Below are 22,280 nucleotides of genomic sequence, written 5' to 3'. Positions count from 1 at the left end.
GCCTCGTCGGCATCCTCCACGGCTGCCTCAAAACCCAAACCCCCTACGACCAGGCAACCGCCTGGTCACACCACCACCACGACCTCGCCGCTTGACATCCCAACCTCCAGGGATGTCTGACCCCGTCTAGAGCTCGCCGCCCCGCAGGCGGTCGCTGCGCGAGGCGGCGGCGGCGCGCCGCGGGTCGCCCGCCGGCAGGACGGCGCGCAGCCGTTCGAGCGCCTCCAGGTCGGTCCGGCCCGGCTCGGTCTGCGCGTACACCCACAGCGCGTCGGCACCGCCCCGGTCGAGGACCTGGCGCCGCACCCGCACCGCCAGCTCGTCGCGCTCCATCCGGATCGCGGGCGCGTCCGAGCGGGGCAGCAGCTCGCCCCCGTACAGCCGCACCGCGCCGGCGACGTCGCCGTCGTCCAGCAGCCGCCGGACGGTCAGGAAGTCGGCCTCGACCGCGCAGCCGAGCCGGTAGGGGCGGGCCCGGACGATGTCGCCGAGCTGCTGGCGGAGCCGGTGGATCTCCGGCCGGACGGTCGCCGGACTGCCGTCGTCGCCGTACAGGCACAGCGAGAGCCGGTCGCCGCTCAGCCCGCGCGGATGCAGCGCGAGCAGCGCGAGGATCTCGGCGTGCCGCAGCGTCAGCCCGAACCGCCGGCCGTCCAGCAGCCCGTGCGGCTGCCCGTCGCCGAGGAACGACAGCGTCAGCAGCGGCCCGTCGCCGGCGGGGCGCGCCTCCCCGGCCCGCGGACCGGACACCGCGGTCGCGCCGACCCGCCCGGCCGCCCGGAGCAGGAACGCCTCGCCGAGCGGCTCGGCGACGGCGACGCGGCCGTCCGGCAGCGCGACCGTCCCGCCGGGCTCGGGCGCGGCGACCCGGCGGCCGCGCGGCCCGTCCGCGCCCGCGGCGAGGATCCGCCCCGTGGCGGTGACCAGCAGCCACGCCCCGCCGAGACCGCGCAGGTGCGGCAGCAGCCGCTCGCGCAGCCGCTCGTCCCGCACCAGCATCTCGTTCTCCAGCCGCGCCTCGGCCAGCCGCGCGGCGGCGGCGACCAGCGCGACGGTCGCCGGATGCAGCGCCGTCACGGTCGCGCTGACGTCGATGCAGCCGACGACCCGCGCCGAGTCGGGGTCGATGATCGGCGCGCCGGCGCACGACCAGCGGTGCAGGATGTGCGCGACGTGCTCGGCGGCGTAGACGTACTCGGGGCGCCCGGCCGCGATCGCGGTGCCGATCCCGTTGGTGCCGACGGCGTCCTCCGCCCAGCGGAACCCCTCGGTCAGCCCGATCGCCTCGGCGGCGCGGCGGGCGGCGGGCGGGCCCTGCGTCCACAGCACGTGCCCGTCCGCGTCGGTGATCGCCATCAGGTGCTCGGTCTCGTCGGCGACCCGGCGCAGCAGCACCTCCAGCATCGGCAGATGCGGCCGCAGCGGATGGGCGGCGCGGGCGTCGGCGAGGACGTCCCGGTCGTACACCAGCGGGGCGGCGGCGATGGCGACGTCGACGCCGGCGTCCCGGGAGCGCCGCCATGACTCGGAGATGGGCGGACGGACGGCCACCGGATCGTGCACCACCATCAGTCCTTTCCCCCGGAGAGAACCTCGGCCCGTCTGAGGATCGGGCCATCGGAGGGTTCCGCGCAACCGATTCGCCGGATCCCGCACGGCCGGATCCGGACACGTTCCGTGATCGCACGGTCGCAACGTGCATGCAACGTGCGGACGCCTAGCGTTGCCGGCGTTGGGAGACGAAGGGCCATCATGTGGGTCCCGCCGTCCCGTCGCGCGTCCGGGGGGAATGCGCGCCGGGGCGGCGGACCGGGACCCACCGGCGCGGGGCGCTCCCGGCATCACGGGGAGGACGATCAACGCATGCTCTGCCTGACCTGTCATCGAGTCCGTCCGGCGCTCAGCCGGGCGGACTACACGGCCGAACGCGCCTGGCTCATCGTCCGCCGGGGGCTCTGCGCCTGCGCCGTGCCGCCGCCGCAGCGGACACGGCGCGCGCCTGCCGTCCGAAAACGCGCGCGCTCCCCGAAATAAACATCCCGGTTCCCAAAATGTTCAACGGCGGTTCGCCTAGAGTTTAGGGAGAATCCACTCGAACCGCCCCTGGAGGGAGCGCCATGACCGTGATCCCGGGTCTCGTCCGCCGCGCCGCCGTCGGGGCGGAGCGCCATCTGCGCGAGGGCATCGGCCTCCTCGTGAAGGTGGGACGAGATCTGGAACGGTCTGCTGAGCTGGGGCGGCTTCTCCCCTCCTATGTCGAGCGCGTGGCGATCCTGGAGCAGGCCGTCCAGGACCAGGACGCCGAGCTCCGCACGATCCGCACCGAGCTCGACTCGCTCGTCGGGCAGCTCAACGACCGGCTGCTGCCCCGCATCGACGAGCGGATGGACGACACCGAGCGCGACCTGGCCGCCGTCGCCACGAGCGTGATCCGCACCGGCCGCGACACCGCCGGCAACGGCGCCCGGCTGGAGGCCGCCGAGCGGCGCATCGGCGACCTGCGCACCAAGATCGCACAACTGGAGCAGCGGACCGGGCTCTGGCGCGACCTGCAGTCCACCGTGGCCCGGTTCGGCGACGACCTCGACGCCATGCGGTCCCGCATGGCGCTGCGCGCCGCCGAGCCGCCGGCCGACGCCCCGCCCGCGACGGTGCAGAACATCACCGACCGTCCCGCTTAGGAAACGGATCGGCAAAGGGCACGGCGGGCGTCCGGGAGAATGGGCGCATGACGCAGCCGTCCGAGAACCGTCCCGCCGCCGCGCGCGCATTCGCCAGCGACAATCAGGCGAGCGTCCATCCGGACGTCCTCGCCGCCCTGGCCGGGGTCAACGACGGGCACCAGCCCGCCTACGGCGACGACGCCGTCACCGCCCGGCTCCGCGACGTCGTGCGGCGGCATTTCGGCGACCGGGCCGAGGTGTTCCCGGTGTTCAACGGGACGGGCGCGAACGTGGTGTCGCTGCAGGCGATGTCGGAGCGGTGGAGCTCGGTCGTCTGCCCGGAGTCCGCGCACGTCAACACCGACGAGTGCGGCGCCGCCGAGAAGATCGCCGGGCTGAAGCTGGTCACCGTCCCGACGGCCGACGGGAAGCTGACGCCCGAGCTGGTCGCCGCGCACGCGACGGGGTTCGGCAACGTCCAGCGGCGGCAGCCCGCCGTCGTGTCGATCACCCAGAGCACCGAGCTGGGCACCGTCTACACGGCGGCGGAGACGGCGGCCGTCGCGGCGGCGGCGCACGAGCGCGGCCTCACCGTGCACATGGACGGCGCCCGCATCGCCAACGCCGCCGCGTCCCTCGGCGCCCCGCTGCGCGCCCTCACCACCGACGCGGGCGTGGACGTCCTGTCGTTCGGCGGCACGAAGAACGGCCTGCTGCTCGGCGAGGCGATCGTCGTGCTGAACCCGGACGCGGTGCGCGGGGTGGCCTACCTGCGCAAGTCGAGCATGCAGCTGGCGTCCAAGATGCGGTACGTGTCGGCGCAGCTCGTCGCGCTGCTGGACGGCGACCTGTGGCTGCGCAACGCGTCCCGCGCCAACGCGATGGCGCGGCGCCTGGAGGCCGCCGCCCGCGCCGTCCCCGGCGTGGAGATCACCCAGTCCGTGGAGGCGAACACCGTGTTCGCGCTCATCCCGAAGGACGCGGCCGACCGGCTGCGCAAGCGGTTCCCCTTCTACACCTGGGACGAGGCGACCGGCGAGGTCCGCTGGGTCTGCTCGTTCGACACGACCGAGGACGACGTGGACGCGTTCGCCGCCGCCCTCGCGTCCGAGATGACCGGCTGACCGGCGGTTTCATCCCGATCATCGGGAGCGCCCCGATCCGCCGGGCGGACAGGGCGTATCGTGTCACCGAACAGGATTCGGTTACAGGAGGCGAGCGCGATGGCCAACCGCACCTTCGTCGTCGGCGTGGGCATGACCAAGTTCGAGAAGCCCGGCTCCCGCGACTGGGAGTACCCCGACATGGCCAAGGAGGCCGTCGGCAAGGCCCTGGAAGACGCCGGCGTCGGCTACGACAAGATCGAGATGGCCTACGCCGGCTCGATGTACGGCTCGATGGGCCAGCGCGCCCTCTACGAGACCGGCATGACCGGTATCCCCGTCATGACCGTCATGAACGCGTGCGCGACCGGCTCCAGCGCGCTGTTCCTCGCCCGCCAGGCCGTCCGCGGCGGCCTCGCCGACTGCGCCCTCGCGCTCGGCATGGAGAAGATGAAGAAGGGCTCCCTCGGCGCCGGTGTCGGCGAGTCCAAGGTCACCATCATCGACCACCACCTGCGCTCCATGACCGCCGGACGCGAATGGGAGCTCGACAAGGCGCCCATGCCGCAGATGTTCGGCAACGCCGGCCGCGAGCACATGGAGAAGTACGGCTCCACCCCCGACCACTACGCCTGGATCGGCTGGAAGAACCACAAGCACTCGGTCAACAACCCGTACGCGCAGTTCCAGACCGAGTACACGCTCGACGACGTCAAGAACGCCCCGATGATCTTCGACCCGCTGACCAAGCTGCAGTGCTCCCCCACCTCCGACGGTGCCGGCGCCGCGCTCGTCGTCAGCGAGCGGTTCCTCGACGAGAACGACCTGTGGGACCAGGCCATCGAGATCGCCGGCCACCACATCGCCACCGACACGCCCCAGAGCTTCGAGGACAACTCCTCCATCAACGTCGTCGGCTTCGGCGTCTCCAAGCTGGCCGCCCGCAAGGCCATGGACGAGGCGCAGGTCTCCATCGACGACGTCGACGTCATCGAACTCCACGACTGCTTCAGCGCCAACGAACTGGTCACCTACGAGGCGCTCGGCATGGCCGAGGTCGGCGAGGGCCACAAGCTCATCGACGACCAGGCCACCACCTACGGCGGCAAGTGGGTCGTCAACCCGTCCGGCGGCCTCATCTCCAAGGGCCACCCCCTCGGCGCCACCGGCCTCGCCCAGTGCGCCGAACTCACCTGGCAGCTGCGCGGCCAGGCCGACAAGCGGCAGGTGGAAGGCGCCCGCGTCGCCCTCCAGCACAACATCGGCCTGGGCAGCGCCTGCGCCGTGGCGGTGTACAAGCCGGCGCGTTAACTCCCAGGGGGCCGTGTTAGTCCAGGGGGCGCCCCCCTGGAACCCCCGTCGACGACGCAGGCGATCCTCACGCCGCTGTTTCGGTCTTTTGTGCCTGTGCGGGTGTGTGCGGTGTCGCTGCGGTCGCCTGCGTCGTCGGACAGGCCCGCTCCGGGCGCTGAGCGCCCTCCGCGTGCCCGCCCGTGGCTGTCGCCTCTGCTTGTGGTGACGCTCGGGTCCAGTCCAAGAGGGTGGTCGTCGCTCGTCCAAGAGCCCTTTCTAGGACCTCTTTCGCGGTGTGGCTGCTGGGGGTATTCGTGCTGCGGTGGGTCAGTTCGGGAGCATCGAATGGGTTAGCAGGCCCTTCTTGCTCGTTATGAGGCAAGCTACGAATCGCTCGCCGCGCGCCCATGCCAGTTCGTCCGGTCCTGCGTAGCGCATCCGGAGGTGCTCTGGCGGGTTCTGGCCGAAGACGCGACGCGCCTGGTCGGCGCACAGGACGTACGCCCTCGCCTCGTCCGGGTAGTCGTCGCCTTTCGGTGTGATCCTGGCGAACACCTGGACCTCGTGCCTCTTCCCGCAGTCGACCAGGTACACGAAACCCGAGCCGCTCCATTTCCCGACGCAGTCGCCCGCGGCCAGCTCCGACAGCGCTTTCGGCAGTTCGTTCAGCGGGACGCTCTTCGGGCCGTCGGTGTAGCGGAGGAGGCACGTCGCGGCATGCTCGCCGCGTCGCCAGTCCTCCTCGTCCGGACGGTCGGTGAACAACGCGAACTCGTCGCTGCTTCGGCCCGCGTACAGCGACGCCGCCCGTGCCCGGCACGCCTTCTCGACCTCGGCGGCACTCCGTGCGTCACCGGGGAACTCGGCAAGGTACAGCTTGGCGACGACCTCTCCTTCGTGGGGAGCCGCGCACGGCACGGCATTCGCGAAGATCTTCGTCCCCGCCTGCCGGAAGCCTCCGAAGCAGCCGCTCTCTGACAGGGCCGACGCTCGCGGCCCCTCGGGTGGCGCGTTCTCGTCCTCGGCGGTGGCGGCGAGCAGTACGGCGCCCGCCACGAGCCAGGCCGTCGACAGGGCCAGCGCGGCGATGGCCAGGCTCCGCCCCCTCTCCGCCCGCCGGCGGAGCTGGACGAGCGCGGCGACGGCGAAGCCGATCGCGAGGAGCGCCAGGCCGAGGATCGCGGTGAGCAGTGCGATGATCGCTAAGCGGTTCGTGGGGGCTGGGGTGTCGTCAGTCTCCGGTGGCATCGTCACGGGAGAAGGGTAGGGCGGCAAGATCACAAGTTGGGGCGTAGGCATGCGACAAAGATTGACCCTTGTCTCATCGCGGTTCTATGCTCGTGACAAGTGGTCACTGGCCTGGAGGTGCGATGTCCGCCTCGTCCCTGCCCCGCTTCCGCTCGTCCCGGACGGCCGCGCACGCGCCGCTGGTGCCGGGGACGCTGCTGTGGCGCCATGCCGGTGACCTGCGGTCACTGCTGCCCGGGGCCGCCGCCGGGCTGATGCAGCTCATGCATCCGGGCATCGGCGCCGGGGTCGGAGAGCACTCGGCGTTCTTCGACGCGCCGTTCGACCGGATCCACCGGTCCGTCCCGCAGATCTGGGCGACGATCCTCGCGCCGGACGGCGTCACGCGCGCCCGCGGGATCCGCGACCTGCACCGCGGCATCGGCGGCGTGGACGAGCACGACCGCAGGTACCACGCGCTCGAACCCGAGACGTTCTGGTGGGCGCACGCCACCTTCACCTGGGAGATCTTCAAGGCCGCCGAGACCTTCCACCCCGGCACGCTCACCGCCGAGGACCACGAGCAGATGTACGCCGAGACCGTCACATGGTACTCCCGCTACGGCGTCAGCATGCGGCCCGTCCCCGCCGACTACGCGGCCTTCCAGTCCAAGTTCTGGCACGTCTGCGCCAAGACGCTCGAACTGACGCCCGCCGCGGCGCGCGCCCTGGAGATCGCCAAGCACGGCTCCGACACCGTCACGATCCTGCCGGTCGGCGGTCCGCGGCTCGACCGCGCCGGACGCCTCGTGATCGAGCGCCCGCTGCGGCTGATCACGTTCGGCTGCCTGCCGCCGCTCGTCCGGGAACGCTTCGACATCCCCTGGTCGGCGCTCGACCAGGCGCGGTTCGCCGCGCTCGCGCTGGCCAACCGGCAGGGCTACCGCATGATGCCCAGCGGCATGAACCACTGGGCACTGCGCAGCATGCTCCGCTACATCGGCGCCCAGACCCGCCAGGACCGGTACCAGCCCGCCGCGTAGCCCCTCACACGGCGGCCGCCGCCCGGGGGCGCAGGTCCTCGCACGCGGTGAGGATCCGGCGGACGTCCCCGTCGGAGAGGCCGGCGTGGACCGAGAGCCGCACCAGGGTCCGGCCCACCGACGCCGTCGGCGGGAACAGGGCGGCGCTGAAGATGTCGCGGCCGACGAGCGCGTCCCGCATGTGGGTCGCCACCGACTCCGAGCCCGCCTCCAGCGCGATGATCTGCGTGTCGGACTCGACCAGCCGGTAGCCGAGGCCCGCGAGACCGTCCCGCAGCCGGGCCGTGACGGCGCGCAGCCGGGCGCGCCGCCAGTTCTCCCGGCGGACGACCTTCAGCGCCGCGGCGAGGCCCGCCACATCGTGCGGCAGCAGCGTCGAGCTGAACACGGCCGGGAGCGCGGTGTGGGTGAAGTAGTCGGCGAAGCCGGGACGGTCGCAGGCGATCAGGCCGGCCCGCCCCGGAAGGGCCTTCGCCAGGCTCGCCGTGCGGAAGTCGACCCGGCCGGTGAGCCCCCGCGCGGCGACGAGGCCCTCGCCGCGCTCGCCGCGGACGCCGAGCGAGTGCGACTCGTCCACGACCAGGAGGCAGCCGTGCTCCTCGGCCACCTCGACCAGGTCGTTCAGCGGCGCCACCGAGCCGTCGGTGCTGTAGACGGCGTCCACGGCGATCACGCCGGAGCCGCCCACCTCGATCCGGCGGCGCAGGTGGTCGAGGTCGTTGTGGCGGAAGTAGGCGAGCTCCGCGCCCGCCGCCCGCGCGCCCTCCCACAGCGACATGTGCGCGAGGACGTCCAGGTAGACGGGGACGTCGGGCCCGGCGACCACCTGCAGGAGCCCGGTGTTGGCGGCCCACCCGGACGGGCAGAGCACCCCCGCCCGCGCGCCCATGTGCCGGGCGAACCCCGCGCCGAGGACGATCTGCGGGTGGTCGTCCGGGAGGCAGGGACCGGACCCGGGCGCCGCGGCGTCCGACTTCCGGAGGCTGGCGATCATGGCTTCGGTGACCGCCGGATGCTCGGCCAGGGCGAGATAGTCGCTACAGGTCAGGACGATCGCCCGGTCCCCCGGGGCCTTGCGGGGCAGGGGGCGGCGTCCGCCCCGCGTGCCCCGGAACACCCTGATGCGTTCGGCCAGTCGCTGGTGAGCGCTGGTCATGGCCGTCACCCTCTCCGGTCAAATGATCGTCACTTCCCGTAGCGATTCCTGATCATAGTGTGAAAAGAATCTCGGGCGAGAACCAAACCCGCGCGCCGTCGAGGGAAAGTTTGAGCGGAACAGATCATTGACGCCCCCGTGCCCGGCGGTTCCGCGGGGGCCGCCGGGCCAGATGTCCCTTATCGTTTGCCGTTGCGGGTATCACCTGGTCGTACGCACTTCACTCGCGTCATCGAACACTGGAGTGTGAAGACGATCGCCGCCGGCGCCGAACGCGCGGCGTCCGCCGGGTTTCCCGACCTCTCGGCGGACGCCGCGCCGCTTCCCATCGTCCAGCGGGCCCGCCGCGCCCGCTGGGCCGTCCTCGGGGTGCTCCTGGCATGCCTCGCCACAGCCCTGCTGGTGCTCCTCGGCCCGCTCGGGCCGGCGGCCGGCGCGCTCGGCACCATGCGCTGGGAGTTCCTGCCGGCGCTGGTCCTGCTGTGCCTGCTGCACTACGTGTGCTCCGCGGTCGCGCTGCGCGGCGCCGCGGGCCGCCCGCTGCCGCTGGTCGCCACGACGCTCGCGCAGTTCACGGCGTCCGCCGCCAACCGGATCACCCCGGGCGGCCTCGGCGCCGTCGCGGTCAACACCCGCTACCTCGTCTGCCGCGGCCTGACGCTGCCGCGCGCCGCCGCCGCCGTCGCCGTGCTGCAGGTGGCGGGCGTCCCGGCCGACCTGCTGCTGATGGGCGCCGTCCTCGGCCTCGGCGGCGGGAACGGACGGATGCTGGACGCGCTCGGCGAGCACGCCGCGCGGGCCGCCGGGCTCGTGCCTCCCCTGCCGCTGCTCCTCGCGGGCGGCGCGCTGCTGCCGGCGGCCGTGCTGTGGGGCCGCCGCGCGGCCCGCTCCGGCGCCGCCCGCAGGGCCGCCGCCGGGTTCACCGACCTGTGCCGCCGGCCGCGCGACCTGCTGCTCACCCTGGCCGCGTCCGCCGGGACCACGTTCGTCCTCGGCGTGGCGTTCGCGCTCGCCGTCCTCGCCGTCCCCGGCACGGCCACGGGCCCCGCCGACGCCCTCACCCTCGTCGCCGCCTACCTGGTGGGGGCCGCCGCGGGCGCCGCCATCCCGCTGCCGGGCGGCGTCGGCTCCACCGAGACCGCCCTCGTCGCCGCGCTCGCCGCGCTCGGCATCGAGGCCGGGCCGGCCCTGCAGGCCGTCCTGCTGTTCCGCGCGATCACGTTCTGGGCGCCGGTCCCGCTGGGCCTGCTCTCCTACCGGACGCTCCGGCGGTAACCTTTACGTTGTAGATCACTACAGCTGGAAGACCTTCACGGCGTTGCCGGACAGGAACGCCTCCCTGGCCGGCTCGCTCAGGCCGAGGTCGTCCAGCCCCTGGAGCGCCCGGTCGGCGGACATCATCGGGTAGTTGGTTCCGAACATGACCTTGTGGTGCCGGTCCTGCGCCATGTACCGGACGAGTTCCGGCGGATACCTGCGCACCGCGTACGCGGACGTGTCGATGTACACGTTCGGATGCTTGCGGCAGACCGCGACCATCTCCTCCGTCCACGGATAGCCGATGTGCCCGCCGACGATGACGAGCTCCGGGAAGTCGAGCGCGACCTGGTCGATATAGGGGATCGGACGTCCCGTCTCGCTCGGGCGCAGCGGCCCGGTGTGCCCGACCTGCGTGCAGAACGGGATCCCCAGTTCCACGCATTCGGCGAACAGCGGATAGTAGCGGCGGTCGGTAGGCGGCAGCTCCCACAGCCACGGCACCACGCGCAGCCCCTTGAAGCCCAGTTCCCGCACGCACCGCCGCAGCTCCCGCACGGCCTCCATGGGCTTGCGCAGGTCCACCGACGCGATGCCCGCGAGCCGGTCCGGGGCCTGCCCGACGAACGAGGCGACCTCGTCGTTGCTCACCAGGTCGCCCTCCGGCCCGTACCAGGCGCAGATGAGGCCGACGTCCACTCCCCCGGCGTCCATGGCGGCCACCGTGGAGGCGACCGGCATCTCCTCCGCGGGCGGCTTGCGGCCGAGCCAGCGCCACAGCGAGTCGAGCATCTCGTGCTGCAGGAACCGAACCGTCCCGTGCTGCATCCACGCGTCAACGATCATGGTCAGCTCCCAACGACCGCCACGCGGCCTCACTCAGCCATTCGATCTGCCGTGCGGACGGCTCCGCGCTCTGGCCGTTCAGCCACATCCGGCACAGCTCCTGGGCGGGCCCGAGCCAGAGGACGAACGCGGTCGTCCCGTCCACGCCGATCAGCGCGCCGTGCCGTGCCTGCACGCGCCACCAGCTCCACACTTCGCGGTAGAACGCCTTGTTGCGCTCGTCCAGCGCCGCGCTCGCGGCGGGACGTTCGGTGAACATGAACCGCGCCCTGTCCGGGTGCTCCTTGCACCACCGCACATGGAACGCAACGGCGCCGGACACCGCCCCGCGCGCACCGTCATGCGCCTTCAGTTCGGCGAGGAACGCTTCCTGGTACATGGCGATGCACTCGACGAACAGCGCCTCCGCCACCTGCTCCTTGCCGGCGAAGTGGTGGTAGAAGCTGCCGACGCTCACCCCGCTCGCCGCCCGGAGCGCGCTCAGCGTCGTCCCGGCGACCCCGTCCCGCCCGAACAGCTCCAGCGCCGCCCGCAGCACCCTCTCCCGCCCGGCCTCACTCACAGAACAATATTCTAACCACCTAGAACATTATTCCAAAACGCCCTGGCGTCCGGACGTCGAAGCGAAAGTCGGAACTTGCCACAGATGGCTGTGATACTGGGACAAAATGACACCGTGTCCTCATGGCGCCGTCCCCCCGTCCTGATGCGCATGTTCGGGCTGACCTGCCTGCTGGTCGCCCTCGCGGCCCTGTTCACCATGCTCGGCCTGGACGCCGCCGACAAGGTGGCGAGCGTACTGGGCGCTTTCAGCGGCGTCCTCGGCCTGGTCGTCGCCGGTGTCGGCCTCTCCCAGGCGCGGGCAACGCAACAGGAGGCCGCCGAGGCCGCGACCGAGCAGCTGATGACCCTGTCGCGCGCGCTGCGCCGCCCGCCGGCCATCCCCGCCCGCGCGACGCAGAGCCTGCCGAAGGACATCCCCGACTTCGTGAACCGCGACGCGATGCTGAGGCGCATCGGGGACGCGGCGGGGAGCGCGGCCGCGAACACCGGCGCCATCTGCACGATCAACGGGATGGCCGGCGTCGGCAAGACGACCCTCGCCGTGCACGCCGCGCACGGCCTCGCCGACTCCTTCCCCGACGGCGCGCTGTTCCTGGACCTGCACGGCCACAGCGCCGACCAGGCGCCGGTGTCCCCGAACAGGGCGCTGGAGGCCCTGCTACATGCGCTCGGCCTCGGCCCCGAGCAGGTTCCCGAGTCCTTGGAGGAACGTGCCGCGCTGTGGCGGTCTCAGACCGCGGACTCCCGTCAGCTCGTCCTCCTCGACAACGCCGCGGACTGGGGACAAGTGGTACCACTCATCCCGGCCGGCCCCTGCCTCACCATCATCACGAGCCGACGCCGGCTCGTTCTGGACGGCGGCAGCGTCGTCGGCCTGAACGCGCTCGCGACCCAGGACGCCGTGCAGCTCCTGAACCGAGTCGTGGGGGCCGAGCGGCTCCGCGGCCATTCCGATGAGGTGCGCGAGATCGTGACCCGATGCGGCCGCCTTCCCTTGGCGGTCCGCCTGGTGGCCGGGCACCTCCAGAGCCACCCGGCCTGGACGCCCGGAAATCTCCTTTCGGAGATGACGGCGTCCGGAGGACGGGATGACGTGCCCGTTCCCGGGCAGAACGGTGTGATGGCCGCGCTCCACCCCTCCTACGAGGGCATCGCCCCCGACCATCAGCGCCTGCTGAGGCGCCTGGCGCTTCACCCCGGCCCCGAGTTCGGCGTGCACGCCGCGGCGATGCTCTACGGCGGCTCCCTCGCCGAAACCGTGGCCGGCTTGGACGCCCTGAGCGACCAGAGCCTGCTTGAAGAGCCCGCGTACCGGCGCTACCGGATGCACGACCTGGTCCGCGACTACGTGTCGCGCCGTGCGCACGAGGACCCGCCGGCCGAGGCGTCCGCCGCGGAGGACCGGGTCATCGACTACTACACGGTGGTGACGCTGCGGGCCGAGCGCATCATCAACCTCCTTGGATCCAGGGACTTCGAGCACGAGGTCGAGCACCCGCCCTCCGAGATCCCGGCCTTCGCCTCGCATACGGAGGCGATGACGTGGCTGGAGATCGAGCGCCCGAACCTCCACGCGTGCGTCGAACTCGCCGTCGACACCGGCCGGCCCGCTCGCGCGGCGCGCCTCGCCCGGGCGATGGCGTACTTCCTGCGTCTCGGCGGCCACTGGCAGGACGCCGCGGACCTGTGCCGCCGGGCCGCGCGATGGTGCGCGGACCTGGGCGACGCGACGTGCGCGGCCGACATGAAGTTCCTGAGCGGCGACATCGCCCGGCTCTCCGGCCACCAGAGCGAAGCCCGCGCCTTCTACGAGGAGGCGCTGGAGGTCTACCACGACCTGGCCGACCGGCACTGGGAGGCTCGCACACTGCACTCCATCGGCGATATCGAGCGCACGCAGCGACGGTACGACGAGGCGATCGGCATCTACACGCGGGCGCTGAACGCATACGTCAGCACCGGGAACCGCCTCGCCACGGCACGGGCGCTGCACAGCATCGCGGACGCGCACCGCCTCGCCGGCGCCGGCGAGGCGGCGATGGACCACTACCAGACGATCCTCGGCATTTACCGCGAACTGAACGACCCCGTCGGCACCGCACGCGCCCTGCACGGAATCGCCGACGTCCACGTCCTCAACGGCGACGGCGCCCGGGCGCTGCCAAGCTTTCAGGACGCCCTGCGCACCTACCGGGAACTGGGCGACCGGCTCGGCGAGGCCGACACCCTGAGCAGCCTCGGCGTCGCCCACATCGCCGGCGGGAACCATGGAGAGGGCGTCCGGCATCTGCGCGAGGCCCTCGACCTCTACGTCGCCCTCGGCGACCACCGCCAGGAGGCGCGGACCCTCATGACGCTCGGCAGGACGGCGGCGGCCGCCGGCGACCTGGAAGAGGCGACGACCTCCTGCGCGGCCTCCGTCGTGGCCGCACAGGAGCTCGATGACCCGATTCTGCGAGCGGATGCCGAGCGTGCCCTAGGGGCGGTCCTCCTCTCCGCCGGTCGCCGGGACGAGGCGGCGGCGCGCTTCCGTACCGCGCTCACGCTCCTGCGGAACCTCGGGTCGCCACTGGCCGAGGCCGTCCAGGCAGAACTCGACCAGGCCGGCGACTCCTGACTCCGGTCAGGTCTGCTTCTGGAGGGCGAGGCTGGCGGAGCCGGTCAGCGCGGGCAGGTAGCCGAGGCGGTGGCCGAGCGCGGTCGGGTGGTAGGACGACTCGATCGGGATCGTCACCGCGTTGAGCCAGTCGTCGCCGGAGCACAGCTCGTGGCCGGCGAACTCGTCCCGGACGTCCGACCAGGTGAACCCGGCGCGCCCGGCGGCCGACGCGGTGACGCTGTCGAGCGTGTCGGCGGCGGCGTTCAGCGCGGTGCGCTTGGTGTTGCTGAGCCCCACGCACACGCTGACGATCTTGTAGAGGTGCGGGTAGCCGAGCACGACCACGCGCGCGGACGGCGACTTCGCGCGGATCTTGGCGTAGAGCGAGTCGAGTCGGCCGGGCAGGGTGTCGCGCATGTAGGTCTGCGCCTCCGCCACTCTGCTCTGGCACGTCGACGTCGAGTACAGGACGCAGGTCTCCATCACGTCGGCGAACCCGGCGTCGTTGCCGCCGGCCGTGACGCTGACGAGGGTCGTGGACGAGCTCAGGGCGCCGAGCTGACCGCTCGCGACGGTCGTGGTGGTCGCGCCCGAGCAGGCGACGAACTTGAACGAGTCCGTCGCGTGCGCCGCCGCCCACAGGTTCGGGTAGGCGTTGGCGCTGCGGTTGCACGACCCGCTGGCGGGGTCGTAACTCCCGGCCCCCGTGCCGGACGAGTAGGAGTCCCCGAGTGCGACGTAGTTGGTCCCGGCCGCCGAGGCGGAACCGGAGCACAGCAGTGATGTGGCGGCGATGGACACCGCACCGAGAGCGGCCAGACAGGGGCGGGTGAAACGCATCTGCACTCCGGGAGCGTCGTATCGAATTGTGACTCCCCGCTTATACCCGCCGCGCCATTCATCGAAGCCCCGGACCTGATCAACTGAGTTTGTCAGAATTAGCCATTGAAATCCGAAAAATACCGGAATCGACGGCCGTCAACCACAAGATCCGACAACCATTCTCCACACGATCCCGCCGGCCCCAGAGATCACATCAGCCCCTTTCGTCAGGCGTGACCGCCCGACCGCCAGGGGCGGATCGCGCCCACGCGGGCGCGGACCAGAACGGCGATCTCGCGGCCGTGGTGGACGGCGCGAAGTTCGCCGCCGAGTTCCAAAGCGCGGTGCCGCCGCTCTAACCCGCCGACTTCAACGCGTCCGCGTTCGGGGGCATGGTCACTGGGCACGGCGGCGTGCGCGCGGCCAAGCGCCTGCTCGCGTCAACGCAGATCTCCGACGGCTTCGCGGCCCTTCACGGCCGCAAGCGCCTCGACCTTTCCGTGGAGGCCCACGTCGCCGGCCCGTACTTCGCCGGTCTTTTCACCGCGGGGCCGCGCCGCGCCCGCCTCACCGAGGCCGGGCACGTCCATTGAGCCCGGTTCGGGAGGGTGCGACGAGCGGACGGTCAGTCCTTTGCCCTGGCCGCCGGCATGAGCGTCCTGGCCTTGTGCCACGCGGTCTTGGCGTAGCCGTTCAGGCGGGTGCTCAGGCGGCGGGCGGTGGGGAACTCGGTGCCCAGGAGGCCGAGACCGGCGAGGATGGCCACGATGCCGGGGCCCGGCAGGACGAGCATGGCGACGCCGGCGACCATCAAGGCGAGGCCCGCGATCGCGACGGCGATCTTGCGCAGCAGGAGGGCCGGGGACCGGCGCCGGGTCGCCGTTCTCGTCGCAGAGCGTTCTGGTGCGGTCGTCGTCACGGCGTCCTCCCCGTCGCGTGGCCTTGTGTTTGGGACGAACGGCGGCATCCCCCGAGATCCCGATCCGGCGCGATGTGACCGGGACCACGCCGGCCGGGGCCGGACGATCTTCGCGGCGGCTAGCATCGGGGATGATGAAGATCTCCCTCGGCGCGGTGCGCGGGCGCTGCGGGGCCTGGGCCGTGCCGGTGTGGAAGCGGCTCGGCGGGCGGGCGCAGTGGCGGCTCGCGCGGCTCCGGCATCGGACGTTCCTCGTGTACGCGGGCGGGATCGTCCGCGACGAGCGGGGCCGCATCCTGCTGCTGCGGCACCGGCTGTGGCCCGAGTACCGCGCGTGGGGGCTGCCCGGCGGATACGTCAACGCGGGTGAGCGGCTCGAGGACGGCGTCGCGCGGGAGGTGCGGGAGGAGACGTCCCTGGAGGTGGAGGTCGCGGGGCCTCCGCTGGGGCTCGCGAGCGGCTTCCTGCACCGGGTCGAGGCGTACTACGCGGCCCGGGTCGTCGGCGGGCGGATGGAGCTGGACGCGGCGGAGATCCTCGAGGCGCGCTGGTTCCCGCTGGACGGGCTTCCGGACGAGATGTCGCCCCGGCTCCGGAGCGTCATCGCCTCGCTTGACCTCAAGCCGGGTTGAGGTAGCACGGTGGCCCCATGAGCCTCACCGAAAGCGAACGCGAGTACCTGTCCACGCAGCCACTCGGCCGGCTTGCCACCGTCGGGCCCAAGGGCGACCCGCAGAACAACCCGGTCGGATTCACCTACAACGCCGAGACCGGCACCATCGACATCCGCGGATGGAACCTCGCGAAGAGCCGCAAGTACCGGAACCTGCGCGACAACGACCAGGTGGCGTTCGTCGTCGACGACCTGGCGTCCGTGGAGCCGTGGCGGGTGCGGGGCGTCGAGATCCGGGGACGTGCCGAGACCGCCGTCGTGGACGCCCCGCAGGGTTCGCACCTCAGCGGCGACGTCATCCGCATCCATCCCCGCACCGTCTTCTCCTGGGGGCTCGACCCGGAGTCGGAGGGGATGACCAAGCGCGTCGTCGGGTAGCGATCCGGGCCGGCCTCGGCCCCCGGCCCGTCAGGCGCCCGGCAGGGGCTCCTGGAGGGCGAACCGGTCGGCGGAGGCGTGGCACTTGGGGCAGCGGGACGGCGCGTGCTCGCCGCGCACGACCTCGCCGCAGACGGAGCACGCCCATTCGGTGGTCAGCAGCGCCATGACGTCCGAGCGGGCGACGACGCCGACGAGTTCGCGGCCCGACATCACCGGGACGCGGCGGATGCGGCGCTCCAGCAGCAGGTGGCGGGCCTCCTCGACGTCGGTGTCCTCGGTGACGCTGATGACGCCGGTCGTCATCACGTCGCCGGCGGTGCTCCCCTCGCGGGCCAGCAGGTCGTACTCGCTGACCAGGCCCACGACGGCGCCGTGCCCGTCGACGACGGGGACCGCGCTGATCCGGCGGGCGCGCAGCAGGGCCGCGACGTCGGGCACGGGCGCGTCCCGCTCCACGGTGATCACCGGGCTCGTCATGATCTCTTTGACCTTCACTGCTGCCGCCCCAGGGTCAAGCGGACTCCACCGCACCGTCCGGTGGGCGAGCCCATGCGTCCGTCCTCCCATATGACCTTAGATGTCGCGATCGCTCCGGTCCGCATCGGGCCGGAGCGGGCCGCTCGTCCGCAGGTCGCCATCAGTCATTCCCGATATCGCGCGGATGATCCCGGCGCCCCGCACGAGCCGCCGCCCGTCCGCGCCCGCCGGCTCGAAGACGCCGGCCGCGCCGGCGGCCGGCGGCACCGCCGCGCAGGTCATCGCGCTGGTGAACAAGGAGCGCGCCAAGCGGGGATGCCGCGCGCTGACGTCCAACTCGCGGCTGTCGCGGGCGGCGCAGGCCCACTCGGCCGACATGGCCCGGCGCGGCTTCTGGCGAAGGGCACCCGGACCGGTATCAGCTCCTCGCCGGTCTCCAGTTGCCTGGCGCGGCAGTGGACGATCCAGCATTCGGTCTCCTGGTCGGCGCGCACGGCGACGAATGTGCCGACGTAGGGCGTGCGGCCGCCGAACAACCGGGGCCAGCCGCCATGCGACTCGGCACAGTCATGCTCGGCGATCGCCAATACGCTTCGATGGAACGCCCCCGCATCACCGTGTGCGATGGGCTCCGCATGCTGAAAGAGCATCGGCTTTTCCGGACAGGCGGCGGAGCGGCTCCCGCCAGGCACATCGGCCGCGGTGGGGCTTCGCGTCCCCCGTCCGCAATTCGCGCCAAGCCCGCTTGCGCAGTCCTAGGACGAGGCGAGACATCTGGATAAGGTGCATTTGTGAAGGCAGCGGTTCATTCCAGGTACGGCCCGCCCGACGTAGTCCGGATCGCCGACGTGGACGAGCCCACGGTCGGAGCCGGCGATGTTCTGGTGAAGGTGCACGCCACGACGGTGAACCGGACGGACTGCGGCTACCGGGCGGCCAAGCCCTTCTTCATACGGCTGCTCACCGGCCTCGCCCGCCCGCGGCGGCAGGTCCTCGGGACCGAGTTCGCGGGCGTGGTCACCGCGGTCGGCGGCGGCGTCTCGTCCTTCGCCGCCGGCGACCGGGTCTTCGGCTACAACGAGGGCCCGTTCGGGACGCACGCCGAGTACGTGTCCGTCGCGGAGGACGGCGCGATCGCGGCCATGCCGGAGGGCGCGGCGTTCGACGTCGCCGCCGCCGGAACCGAAGGATCCCACTACGCGCTCTCGGCCCTCCGGACGGCGGGGATCGCCGCCGGGCAGGACGCCCTCGTCTACGGCGCGACCGGCGCCATCGGCTCGGCCGCGGTGCAGCTGCTGAAGGTCCTCGACGTCACGGTGACCGCGGTCTGCGACGCGGCGAACCTGGAATGGGTGCGCGACCTGGGCCCCGACCGGGTCGTCGACTACACCGCACAGGACTTCACCGCCGACCAACAGCGGTACGACCTGGTGCTGGACGCGGTCGGCAAGTCCACGTTCGGCCGCTGCCGGCGGCTGCTGAAACCCGGCGGGGTCTACATGTCGTCCGACCTCGGGCCGGGGTGGCAGAACATCCCCCTGACACTCGTCACACCGCTGTTCCGCGGCAAGAGGGTGAAGTTCGGCGTTCCCGTGCAGAACAAGGAAATGGTGGAGTACTTCCGGGACCTGATCGAGTCCGGGCGGTTCAGGCCGGTCATCGACCGCCGGTATCCGCTGGACGAGATCGTGGACGCCTACCGGTACGTCGAAACGGGGCAGAAGACGGGCAACGTCGTCATCGAGGTCGTGCCGCCGTCCTGACCGACCATTTTCTACGCTCCTCGAAATCAACATTGAACATCTAACGCGATTCATCTGCTGGAAATCGGTGTTTCCCTCAACTAGCCTCCGGTAGATGTGACGCCCACGAGGAGATCATTGCGAAACCGCATGCCCCCGAACATGCGGCGCATTTCCTCGCCACGCACCGAGCCCGGCCCGCAATGCCCGAAAGACGCACCCGTTCACGCTCGTCCGGGCGGCTCCGGTGCAGATGGCGCAGCCCGCTCCCGCGCCGGACACCCGGTGCGGCCGCCCGGCTGGGGCCGCGCGGACCGGCCGTCCTGGATCACCCGGCACATCGGCGGCTGACGCCGCCCCCACCCCCGCAGGAGCTCCCGCATGTTCCGAAAGATCACGGCGGCGCTGGCCGTCACCCTAGGGCTGGCCTTCCTGGCGCCCGCGCTCGCCGCCGCCCCCGCGTCCGCCGCGGCCCCGCTCGCCGTCAGGACGATCTACTACGACGCCGGCGGCGCCCAGGAGTTCAGGGCGGCCGTCGACGAAGGCGCCGCCGCATGGAACGCGGCCGTTCCGGCGATCCGGCTCGTCCCCGCGACCGGGTCCCAGGCCACCGTCAAGGTGTATGCCGACAACGGCTGGCCGCGCACCTACATGTACGGCTTCGGCCGGGCCGTCATCTACATGGGTCGCGAAGCGGTCGACGACGGCTTCTACCCGCCCAGGATCGCCGCCCACGAGCTCGGGCACGCCCTCGGCCTGCCCGACAACCGCAACGGGCGCTGCGACTACCTGATGTCGGGCCACAGCTCACCGGTCTCCTGCACGAGCACCACCCCGCACTCGACCGAGGCGGCGCAGGTGACGCGCAACGCGGGCACCGGTGTCGCCGCGGCATCCGCCCGGCAGGCGGCGTTCGCGGACTGCTTCGTCTTCTGACCGTCCGACCGCGGACGTCCCCGGACGCGGCACCGTGCCCGGCCAGGCCGGTACGGCCGGGCTTCCCAGACTTCGGCTCATCACCGTCGCGGACCTGCTGCACGGGCGGCGCCCCCGAACTCCCGCCCCTGCTGCAACCCCACGTCCAAGCACGACGGAGAGCGACGATCGTGGTCGTACGCACCGATCCCATCGGCTATGCCTCAAGACGGTGGCCGGTCTGATCGCGTGACGGCCTCCAGGGCGGCCGAGTCGTATTCGGCGGCCAGCGCCGCGATGTCCTGCGGGGCTCGCAGCGGGGACCCGGTGTCGAACGGAGGCTGCGGGTCGTACTCCGTCCAGAGCTGGACGGCCTGGGCCGTGCGCGTGCCGGTGAGGAGTTCGACGAGACGGAGCGCCATGTCGATTCCGCTGGAGACGCCCGCGGCCGTGATGATGCGGGCGTCGTGTTCGGCCACGACGCGCTGCGGCGTCGGGACGGCCCCGAAGATGGGGAGCTTGTCCAGGTGCAGGTAGTGGGTCGTCGCCCGCAGTCCCTCGATCAGGCCCGCGGCGCCGAGGATGAGCGACCCCGAGCACACCGACGTCGTCCAGCGCGTGGTGGCGTGGACGTCGCGCAGCCAGGACGGGAACGCGCCGTCCAGGACGTGCACGGTGCCCGGACCACCGGGGACGACCACCACGTCCGGGCGCGGCGCCTGCTCAAAGCCCACAGCGGTCAGTTGGAGGGCCCGGCGGTCGTCCACAACCGGGCCTGGCCGCTCGGCGGCGAACACGACTCGCACGCCGGGCGTGAAGGCCAGCATCTGGTACGGGCCGACGGCGTCCAGTGCGGTGAACGCGTCGTACAGCGGGATGACGACGTTGATCTCTGGTGTGGTCATGACGGGCTCAGTGGGCGTACTCGTGCCGGCGGCGGACCAGCACGGCCAGCATGGCCGCCATCATCAGGACGTGCGCGGCCGTCATGAACGCCATCGCGCTGACGACGTCGGCCCAGACGAGCGGGACGAGCACGGCCGGGACGTACATCGCGGCGCACATCTCGACCGTGCAGGCCCAGCCGTGGCGGCGCAGGCGCATCCAGGCGGCCATGCCGATCGCCATGTCGGTGGCCATGAGCAGGTAGTGGGCGCCCGGCCGCTCCTCGAACGCGACGGTGAACCCGAGAACGTCGCGGAGGGCGCCGAGGACGAGCATCCCGGCGGACATCGCGAGCACCATCTCGACGTAGTGGAGTGCGAGCCGCCGCCATACGGGACGAGCGTGCGCCGGGGCACGTTGATCGGATTCCAGAGTGCGAGACGTGGTTGCCATGGCACCACTCTCCGCATGCCGGGGGCTCGCCTGCCAGCGTCGGAGCGGTGGATGTCCGAAATCTTGGGGTAGCCGTCCGTCGGACATGGGTGGCGCACGGGCCGACGCGCAATACGGTGGCGGCATGCACTCACTGCGCCGCGTCCTGGTGGTGGGTTATCCGGCGGCCGAGCTGCTGGACATCGCCTGCGTCGTCACGGCCCTCCAAGTGGCCAACCACCTCCACGGCCGGGGCGTCTACGAGGTTTCGCTGGCCTCGCCGGGCGGCCGTCCCATCCATACCGGGACGGGTCTGACGGTGCAGGCGCAACGGTCGCTGGAGCGCACCACCGGACCGCTCGACACGCTGGTCATCTCCGGCGGCATCGGCTACGTCGACGCGATGGAGGACCGGCGGCTGGTCGCGCACGTGCGCAGGCTCGGCTTGGAGTCGCGCCGCGTGGCGTCGGTGTGCACCGGCGCCGGCGTGCTCGCCGCGGCGGGCCTGCTGGACGGACGGCGCGCGTCGACCCACTGGGGGCACGCCGCCTTCCTGGCGAGCCGGTTCCCGGCCGTCGAGTTCGACAGCGGGCCCATCTTCGTGTCCGACGGCCACGTGTGCACGTCCGCCGGCGTCACCGCGGCGCTCGACCTGACCTTGTCGTTCATCGAGTCCGATGTGAGCCCCGACCTGGCCCGGGACGTGTCACGACAACTGGTGACGTACCTGCAGCGGCCCGGCAACCAGGCGCAGATGAGCATGTTCACCGCTCCGTCCCCGTCCCACTCCGTCGTGCAGGACGCCGTCGCGCACATCGCGGGGAACCCGGCCGCGGACCTGTCGACGGCGGCGCTGGCGGCCCGCGCGGGGGTCAGCGGCCGTCATCTCGCGCGCCTGTTCCTGGCCGAGACGGGCGTCACCCCGGCACGGTTCGTGCGCCGGGCCCGCAGCGAGGCCGCCGCGCATCTCCTGACCGGCACGGCACTGACCGTGGAGACGATCGCCGCCCGCTGCGGTTTCCGCAGCGAGGAGGCCCTGCGGCAGGCCTTCCGCGGACTGTACGGCGTCTCGCCGTCGCACTACCGCGCCACCCAGAGCACGTCCGGATCTCCGGCAGGTGCTCAGTAGCCGTACAGAGGAGGTCGGCGATCGGCCGGCGCACCGGCGCGGGCCGGACGAGGCGGGCGTCATGTTCGGCACCGCGCCGGGGGCAGCCCTATGACCGCGCAGCGCGAACTGTATGGCCGACATCCGCGCCGTCGAGTCGTCGATCTCCTGGCCG

Annotated in this window: 22 protein-coding genes and 1 pseudogene; 13 read left to right on the top strand and 10 right to left on the bottom strand. The window is 72.0% G+C overall.

Going from position 1 to position 22,280, the window contains the following annotated elements:
• Nucleotides 1-126: 126 nt before the first annotated feature.
• Entirely contained in the window at nucleotides 127-1,569 is a 1,443-nt protein-coding gene (locus SM611_RS09160) for a helix-turn-helix domain-containing protein (protein ID WP_371948716.1), read from the bottom strand.
• Nucleotides 1,570-2,117: 548 nt separating this feature from the next.
• Here SM611_RS09160 and SM611_RS09155 point away from each other — a divergent pair.
• From SM611_RS09155 to SM611_RS09145, 3 genes are all read left to right on the top strand, one after another.
• On the top strand, nucleotides 2,118-2,681 hold the full coding sequence (locus SM611_RS09155) for a hypothetical protein (RefSeq protein ID WP_371948714.1): 564 nt from the start codon (nucleotides 2,118-2,120) through the stop codon (nucleotides 2,679-2,681).
• A 47-nt stretch (nucleotides 2,682-2,728) separates the two neighbouring features.
• Nucleotides 2,729-3,787, top strand: coding sequence for a threonine aldolase family protein (locus SM611_RS09150; protein ID WP_371948712.1), 1,059 nt, complete (start codon nucleotides 2,729-2,731; stop codon nucleotides 3,785-3,787).
• A gap of 99 nt (nucleotides 3,788-3,886) precedes the next feature.
• Nucleotides 3,887-5,077 (top strand): thiolase C-terminal domain-containing protein, encoded by a 1,191-nt coding sequence (locus tag SM611_RS09145; RefSeq protein ID WP_371948711.1) that lies wholly within the window; start codon nucleotides 3,887-3,889, stop codon nucleotides 5,075-5,077.
• 309 nt (nucleotides 5,078-5,386) lie between these two features.
• Here the strand turns inward: SM611_RS09145 and SM611_RS09140 are convergent, their stop codons facing one another.
• Nucleotides 5,387-6,307 (bottom strand): DUF4190 domain-containing protein, encoded by a 921-nt coding sequence (locus tag SM611_RS09140; protein WP_371948743.1) that lies wholly within the window; start codon nucleotides 6,305-6,307, stop codon nucleotides 5,387-5,389.
• Between the two features lie 122 nt (nucleotides 6,308-6,429).
• Between SM611_RS09140 and SM611_RS09135 the strand changes: the two genes are divergently transcribed.
• A complete protein-coding gene (locus SM611_RS09135; protein ID WP_371948710.1) occupies nucleotides 6,430-7,329 on the top strand; it encodes an oxygenase MpaB family protein in 900 nt (299 codons plus the stop codon).
• A 4-nt stretch (nucleotides 7,330-7,333) separates the two neighbouring features.
• Here SM611_RS09135 and cqsA read toward each other — a convergent pair whose 3' ends face one another.
• A complete protein-coding gene (cqsA, locus tag SM611_RS09130; RefSeq protein WP_371948709.1) occupies nucleotides 7,334-8,485 on the bottom strand; it encodes an alpha-hydroxyketone-type quorum-sensing autoinducer synthase in 1,152 nt (383 codons plus the stop codon).
• A gap of 246 nt (nucleotides 8,486-8,731) precedes the next feature.
• On the opposite strand from cqsA, the gene SM611_RS09125 reads away from it, so the two are divergent.
• On the top strand, nucleotides 8,732-9,760 hold the full coding sequence (locus tag SM611_RS09125) for a lysylphosphatidylglycerol synthase transmembrane domain-containing protein (RefSeq protein ID WP_371948708.1): 1,029 nt from the start codon (nucleotides 8,732-8,734) through the stop codon (nucleotides 9,758-9,760).
• Nucleotides 9,761-9,778: 18 nt separating this feature from the next.
• Here the strand turns inward: SM611_RS09125 and SM611_RS09120 are convergent, their stop codons facing one another.
• Nucleotides 9,779-10,588, bottom strand: a complete 810-nt coding sequence (locus SM611_RS09120; protein ID WP_371948707.1) for an amidohydrolase family protein — start codon at nucleotides 10,586-10,588, stop codon at nucleotides 9,779-9,781.
• A complete protein-coding gene (locus tag SM611_RS09115) occupies nucleotides 10,578-11,150 on the bottom strand; it encodes a TetR/AcrR family transcriptional regulator (protein WP_371948706.1) in 573 nt (190 codons plus the stop codon). The genes SM611_RS09120 and SM611_RS09115 overlap by 11 nt, the downstream gene beginning before the upstream one ends.
• A 114-nt stretch (nucleotides 11,151-11,264) precedes the next feature.
• Here SM611_RS09115 and SM611_RS09110 point away from each other — a divergent pair, with 114 nt between their 5' ends.
• Nucleotides 11,265-13,769, top strand: coding sequence for an ATP-binding protein (locus SM611_RS09110; RefSeq protein WP_371948705.1), 2,505 nt, complete (start codon nucleotides 11,265-11,267; stop codon nucleotides 13,767-13,769).
• A 6-nt stretch (nucleotides 13,770-13,775) separates the two neighbouring features.
• Here SM611_RS09110 and SM611_RS09105 read toward each other — a convergent pair whose 3' ends face one another.
• Nucleotides 13,776-14,591 (bottom strand): SGNH/GDSL hydrolase family protein, encoded by an 816-nt coding sequence (locus SM611_RS09105; protein ID WP_371948704.1) that lies wholly within the window; start codon nucleotides 14,589-14,591, stop codon nucleotides 13,776-13,778.
• 374 nt (nucleotides 14,592-14,965) lie between these two features.
• On the opposite strand from SM611_RS09105, the gene SM611_RS09100 reads away from it, so the two are divergent.
• Nucleotides 14,966-15,166 carry a hypothetical protein gene (locus SM611_RS09100; RefSeq protein ID WP_371948703.1) on the top strand — a complete coding sequence of 67 codons (201 nt, stop codon included), beginning with the start codon at nucleotides 14,966-14,968 and terminating at the stop codon, nucleotides 15,164-15,166.
• Between the two features lie 32 nt (nucleotides 15,167-15,198).
• Here the strand turns inward: SM611_RS09100 and SM611_RS09095 are convergent, their stop codons facing one another.
• Nucleotides 15,199-15,492: a PGPGW domain-containing protein gene (locus SM611_RS09095; RefSeq protein WP_371948702.1), complete on the bottom strand. Its 294-nt coding sequence runs from the start codon at nucleotides 15,490-15,492 to the stop codon at nucleotides 15,199-15,201.
• A 134-nt stretch (nucleotides 15,493-15,626) separates the two neighbouring features.
• Here SM611_RS09095 and SM611_RS09090 point away from each other — a divergent pair, with 134 nt between their 5' ends.
• Nucleotides 15,627-16,124, top strand: coding sequence for an NUDIX domain-containing protein (locus tag SM611_RS09090; protein ID WP_371948701.1), 498 nt, complete (start codon nucleotides 15,627-15,629; stop codon nucleotides 16,122-16,124).
• A 17-nt stretch (nucleotides 16,125-16,141) separates the two neighbouring features.
• Nucleotides 16,142-16,543, top strand: a complete 402-nt coding sequence (locus tag SM611_RS09085) for a PPOX class F420-dependent oxidoreductase (protein WP_371948699.1) — start codon at nucleotides 16,142-16,144, stop codon at nucleotides 16,541-16,543.
• A 30-nt stretch (nucleotides 16,544-16,573) separates the two neighbouring features.
• Here SM611_RS09085 and SM611_RS09080 read toward each other — a convergent pair whose 3' ends face one another.
• Nucleotides 16,574-17,023 (bottom strand): CBS domain-containing protein, encoded by a 450-nt coding sequence (locus SM611_RS09080; protein ID WP_371948697.1) that lies wholly within the window; start codon nucleotides 17,021-17,023, stop codon nucleotides 16,574-16,576.
• A 100-nt stretch (nucleotides 17,024-17,123) separates the two neighbouring features.
• On the opposite strand from SM611_RS09080, the pseudogene SM611_RS09075 reads away from it, so the two are divergent.
• The 3 genes and pseudogenes from SM611_RS09075 to SM611_RS09065 all read left to right on the top strand — a co-directional run.
• Nucleotides 17,124-17,363 (top strand): annotated as a pseudogene (locus SM611_RS09075) (hypothetical protein); the annotation flags it as partial.
• Between the two features lie 451 nt (nucleotides 17,364-17,814).
• A complete protein-coding gene (locus tag SM611_RS09070) occupies nucleotides 17,815-18,786 on the top strand; it encodes an NAD(P)-dependent alcohol dehydrogenase (protein WP_371948695.1) in 972 nt (323 codons plus the stop codon).
• Nucleotides 18,787-19,146: 360 nt separating this feature from the next.
• A complete protein-coding gene (locus SM611_RS09065) occupies nucleotides 19,147-19,701 on the top strand; it encodes a snapalysin family zinc-dependent metalloprotease (RefSeq protein WP_371948694.1) in 555 nt (184 codons plus the stop codon).
• A gap of 203 nt (nucleotides 19,702-19,904) precedes the next feature.
• On the opposite strand, the gene SM611_RS09060 is transcribed toward SM611_RS09065, so the two are convergent.
• Nucleotides 19,905-20,585 carry a DJ-1/PfpI family protein gene (locus SM611_RS09060; protein WP_371948692.1) on the bottom strand — a complete coding sequence of 227 codons (681 nt, stop codon included), beginning with the start codon at nucleotides 20,583-20,585 and terminating at the stop codon, nucleotides 19,905-19,907.
• Between the two features lie 7 nt (nucleotides 20,586-20,592).
• Nucleotides 20,593-21,018: a hypothetical protein gene (locus tag SM611_RS09055; protein ID WP_371948690.1), complete on the bottom strand. Its 426-nt coding sequence runs from the start codon at nucleotides 21,016-21,018 to the stop codon at nucleotides 20,593-20,595.
• Nucleotides 21,019-21,142: 124 nt separating this feature from the next.
• Here SM611_RS09055 and SM611_RS09050 point away from each other — a divergent pair, with 124 nt between their 5' ends.
• Nucleotides 21,143-22,126 (top strand): GlxA family transcriptional regulator, encoded by a 984-nt coding sequence (locus SM611_RS09050; RefSeq protein ID WP_371948689.1) that lies wholly within the window; start codon nucleotides 21,143-21,145, stop codon nucleotides 22,124-22,126.
• The last annotated feature ends 154 nt before the right edge of the window (nucleotides 22,127-22,280 follow it).

The sequence above is a fragment of the Actinomadura monticuli genome (assembly GCF_041463655.1).
Taxonomy (GTDB): domain Bacteria; phylum Actinomycetota; class Actinomycetes; order Streptosporangiales; family Streptosporangiaceae; genus Spirillospora; species Spirillospora monticuli.
This window is presented reverse-complemented; position numbering and strand designations above follow the sequence as displayed.

Bases quoted from the DNA above. Each gene is read 5' to 3' on its own strand.
- SM611_RS09050 (WP_371948689.1), top strand. From the start codon at position 21,143: ATGCACTCACTGCGCCGCGTCCTGGTGGTGGGTTATCCGGCGGCCGAG.
- SM611_RS09085 (WP_371948699.1), top strand. From the start codon at position 16,142: ATGAGCCTCACCGAAAGCGAACGCGAGTACCTGTCCACGCAGCCACTC.
- SM611_RS09150 (WP_371948712.1), top strand. From the start codon at position 2,729: ATGACGCAGCCGTCCGAGAACCGTCCCGCCGCCGCGCGCGCATTCGCC.
- SM611_RS09145 (WP_371948711.1), top strand. From the start codon at position 3,887: ATGGCCAACCGCACCTTCGTCGTCGGCGTGGGCATGACCAAGTTCGAG.
- SM611_RS09105 (WP_371948704.1), bottom strand. From the start codon at position 14,591: ATGCGTTTCACCCGCCCCTGTCTGGCCGCTCTCGGTGCGGTGTCCATC.
- SM611_RS09055 (WP_371948690.1), bottom strand. From the start codon at position 21,018: ATGGCAACCACGTCTCGCACTCTGGAATCCGATCAACGTGCCCCGGCG.
- SM611_RS09140 (WP_371948743.1), bottom strand. From the start codon at position 6,307: ATGCCACCGGAGACTGACGACACCCCAGCCCCCACGAACCGCTTAGCG.
- SM611_RS09065 (WP_371948694.1), top strand. From the start codon at position 19,147: ATGTTCCGAAAGATCACGGCGGCGCTGGCCGTCACCCTAGGGCTGGCC.
- SM611_RS09135 (WP_371948710.1), top strand. From the start codon at position 6,430: ATGTCCGCCTCGTCCCTGCCCCGCTTCCGCTCGTCCCGGACGGCCGCG.
- SM611_RS09090 (WP_371948701.1), top strand. From the start codon at position 15,627: ATGAAGATCTCCCTCGGCGCGGTGCGCGGGCGCTGCGGGGCCTGGGCC.
- SM611_RS09155 (WP_371948714.1), top strand. From the start codon at position 2,118: ATGACCGTGATCCCGGGTCTCGTCCGCCGCGCCGCCGTCGGGGCGGAG.
- SM611_RS09100 (WP_371948703.1), top strand. From the start codon at position 14,966: ATGGTCACTGGGCACGGCGGCGTGCGCGCGGCCAAGCGCCTGCTCGCG.
- SM611_RS09160 (WP_371948716.1), bottom strand. From the start codon at position 1,569: ATGGTGGTGCACGATCCGGTGGCCGTCCGTCCGCCCATCTCCGAGTCA.
- SM611_RS09120 (WP_371948707.1), bottom strand. From the start codon at position 10,588: ATGATCGTTGACGCGTGGATGCAGCACGGGACGGTTCGGTTCCTGCAG.
- cqsA (WP_371948709.1), bottom strand. From the start codon at position 8,485: ATGACCAGCGCTCACCAGCGACTGGCCGAACGCATCAGGGTGTTCCGG.
- SM611_RS09060 (WP_371948692.1), bottom strand. From the start codon at position 20,585: ATGACCACACCAGAGATCAACGTCGTCATCCCGCTGTACGACGCGTTC.
- SM611_RS09080 (WP_371948697.1), bottom strand. From the start codon at position 17,023: ATGACGAGCCCGGTGATCACCGTGGAGCGGGACGCGCCCGTGCCCGAC.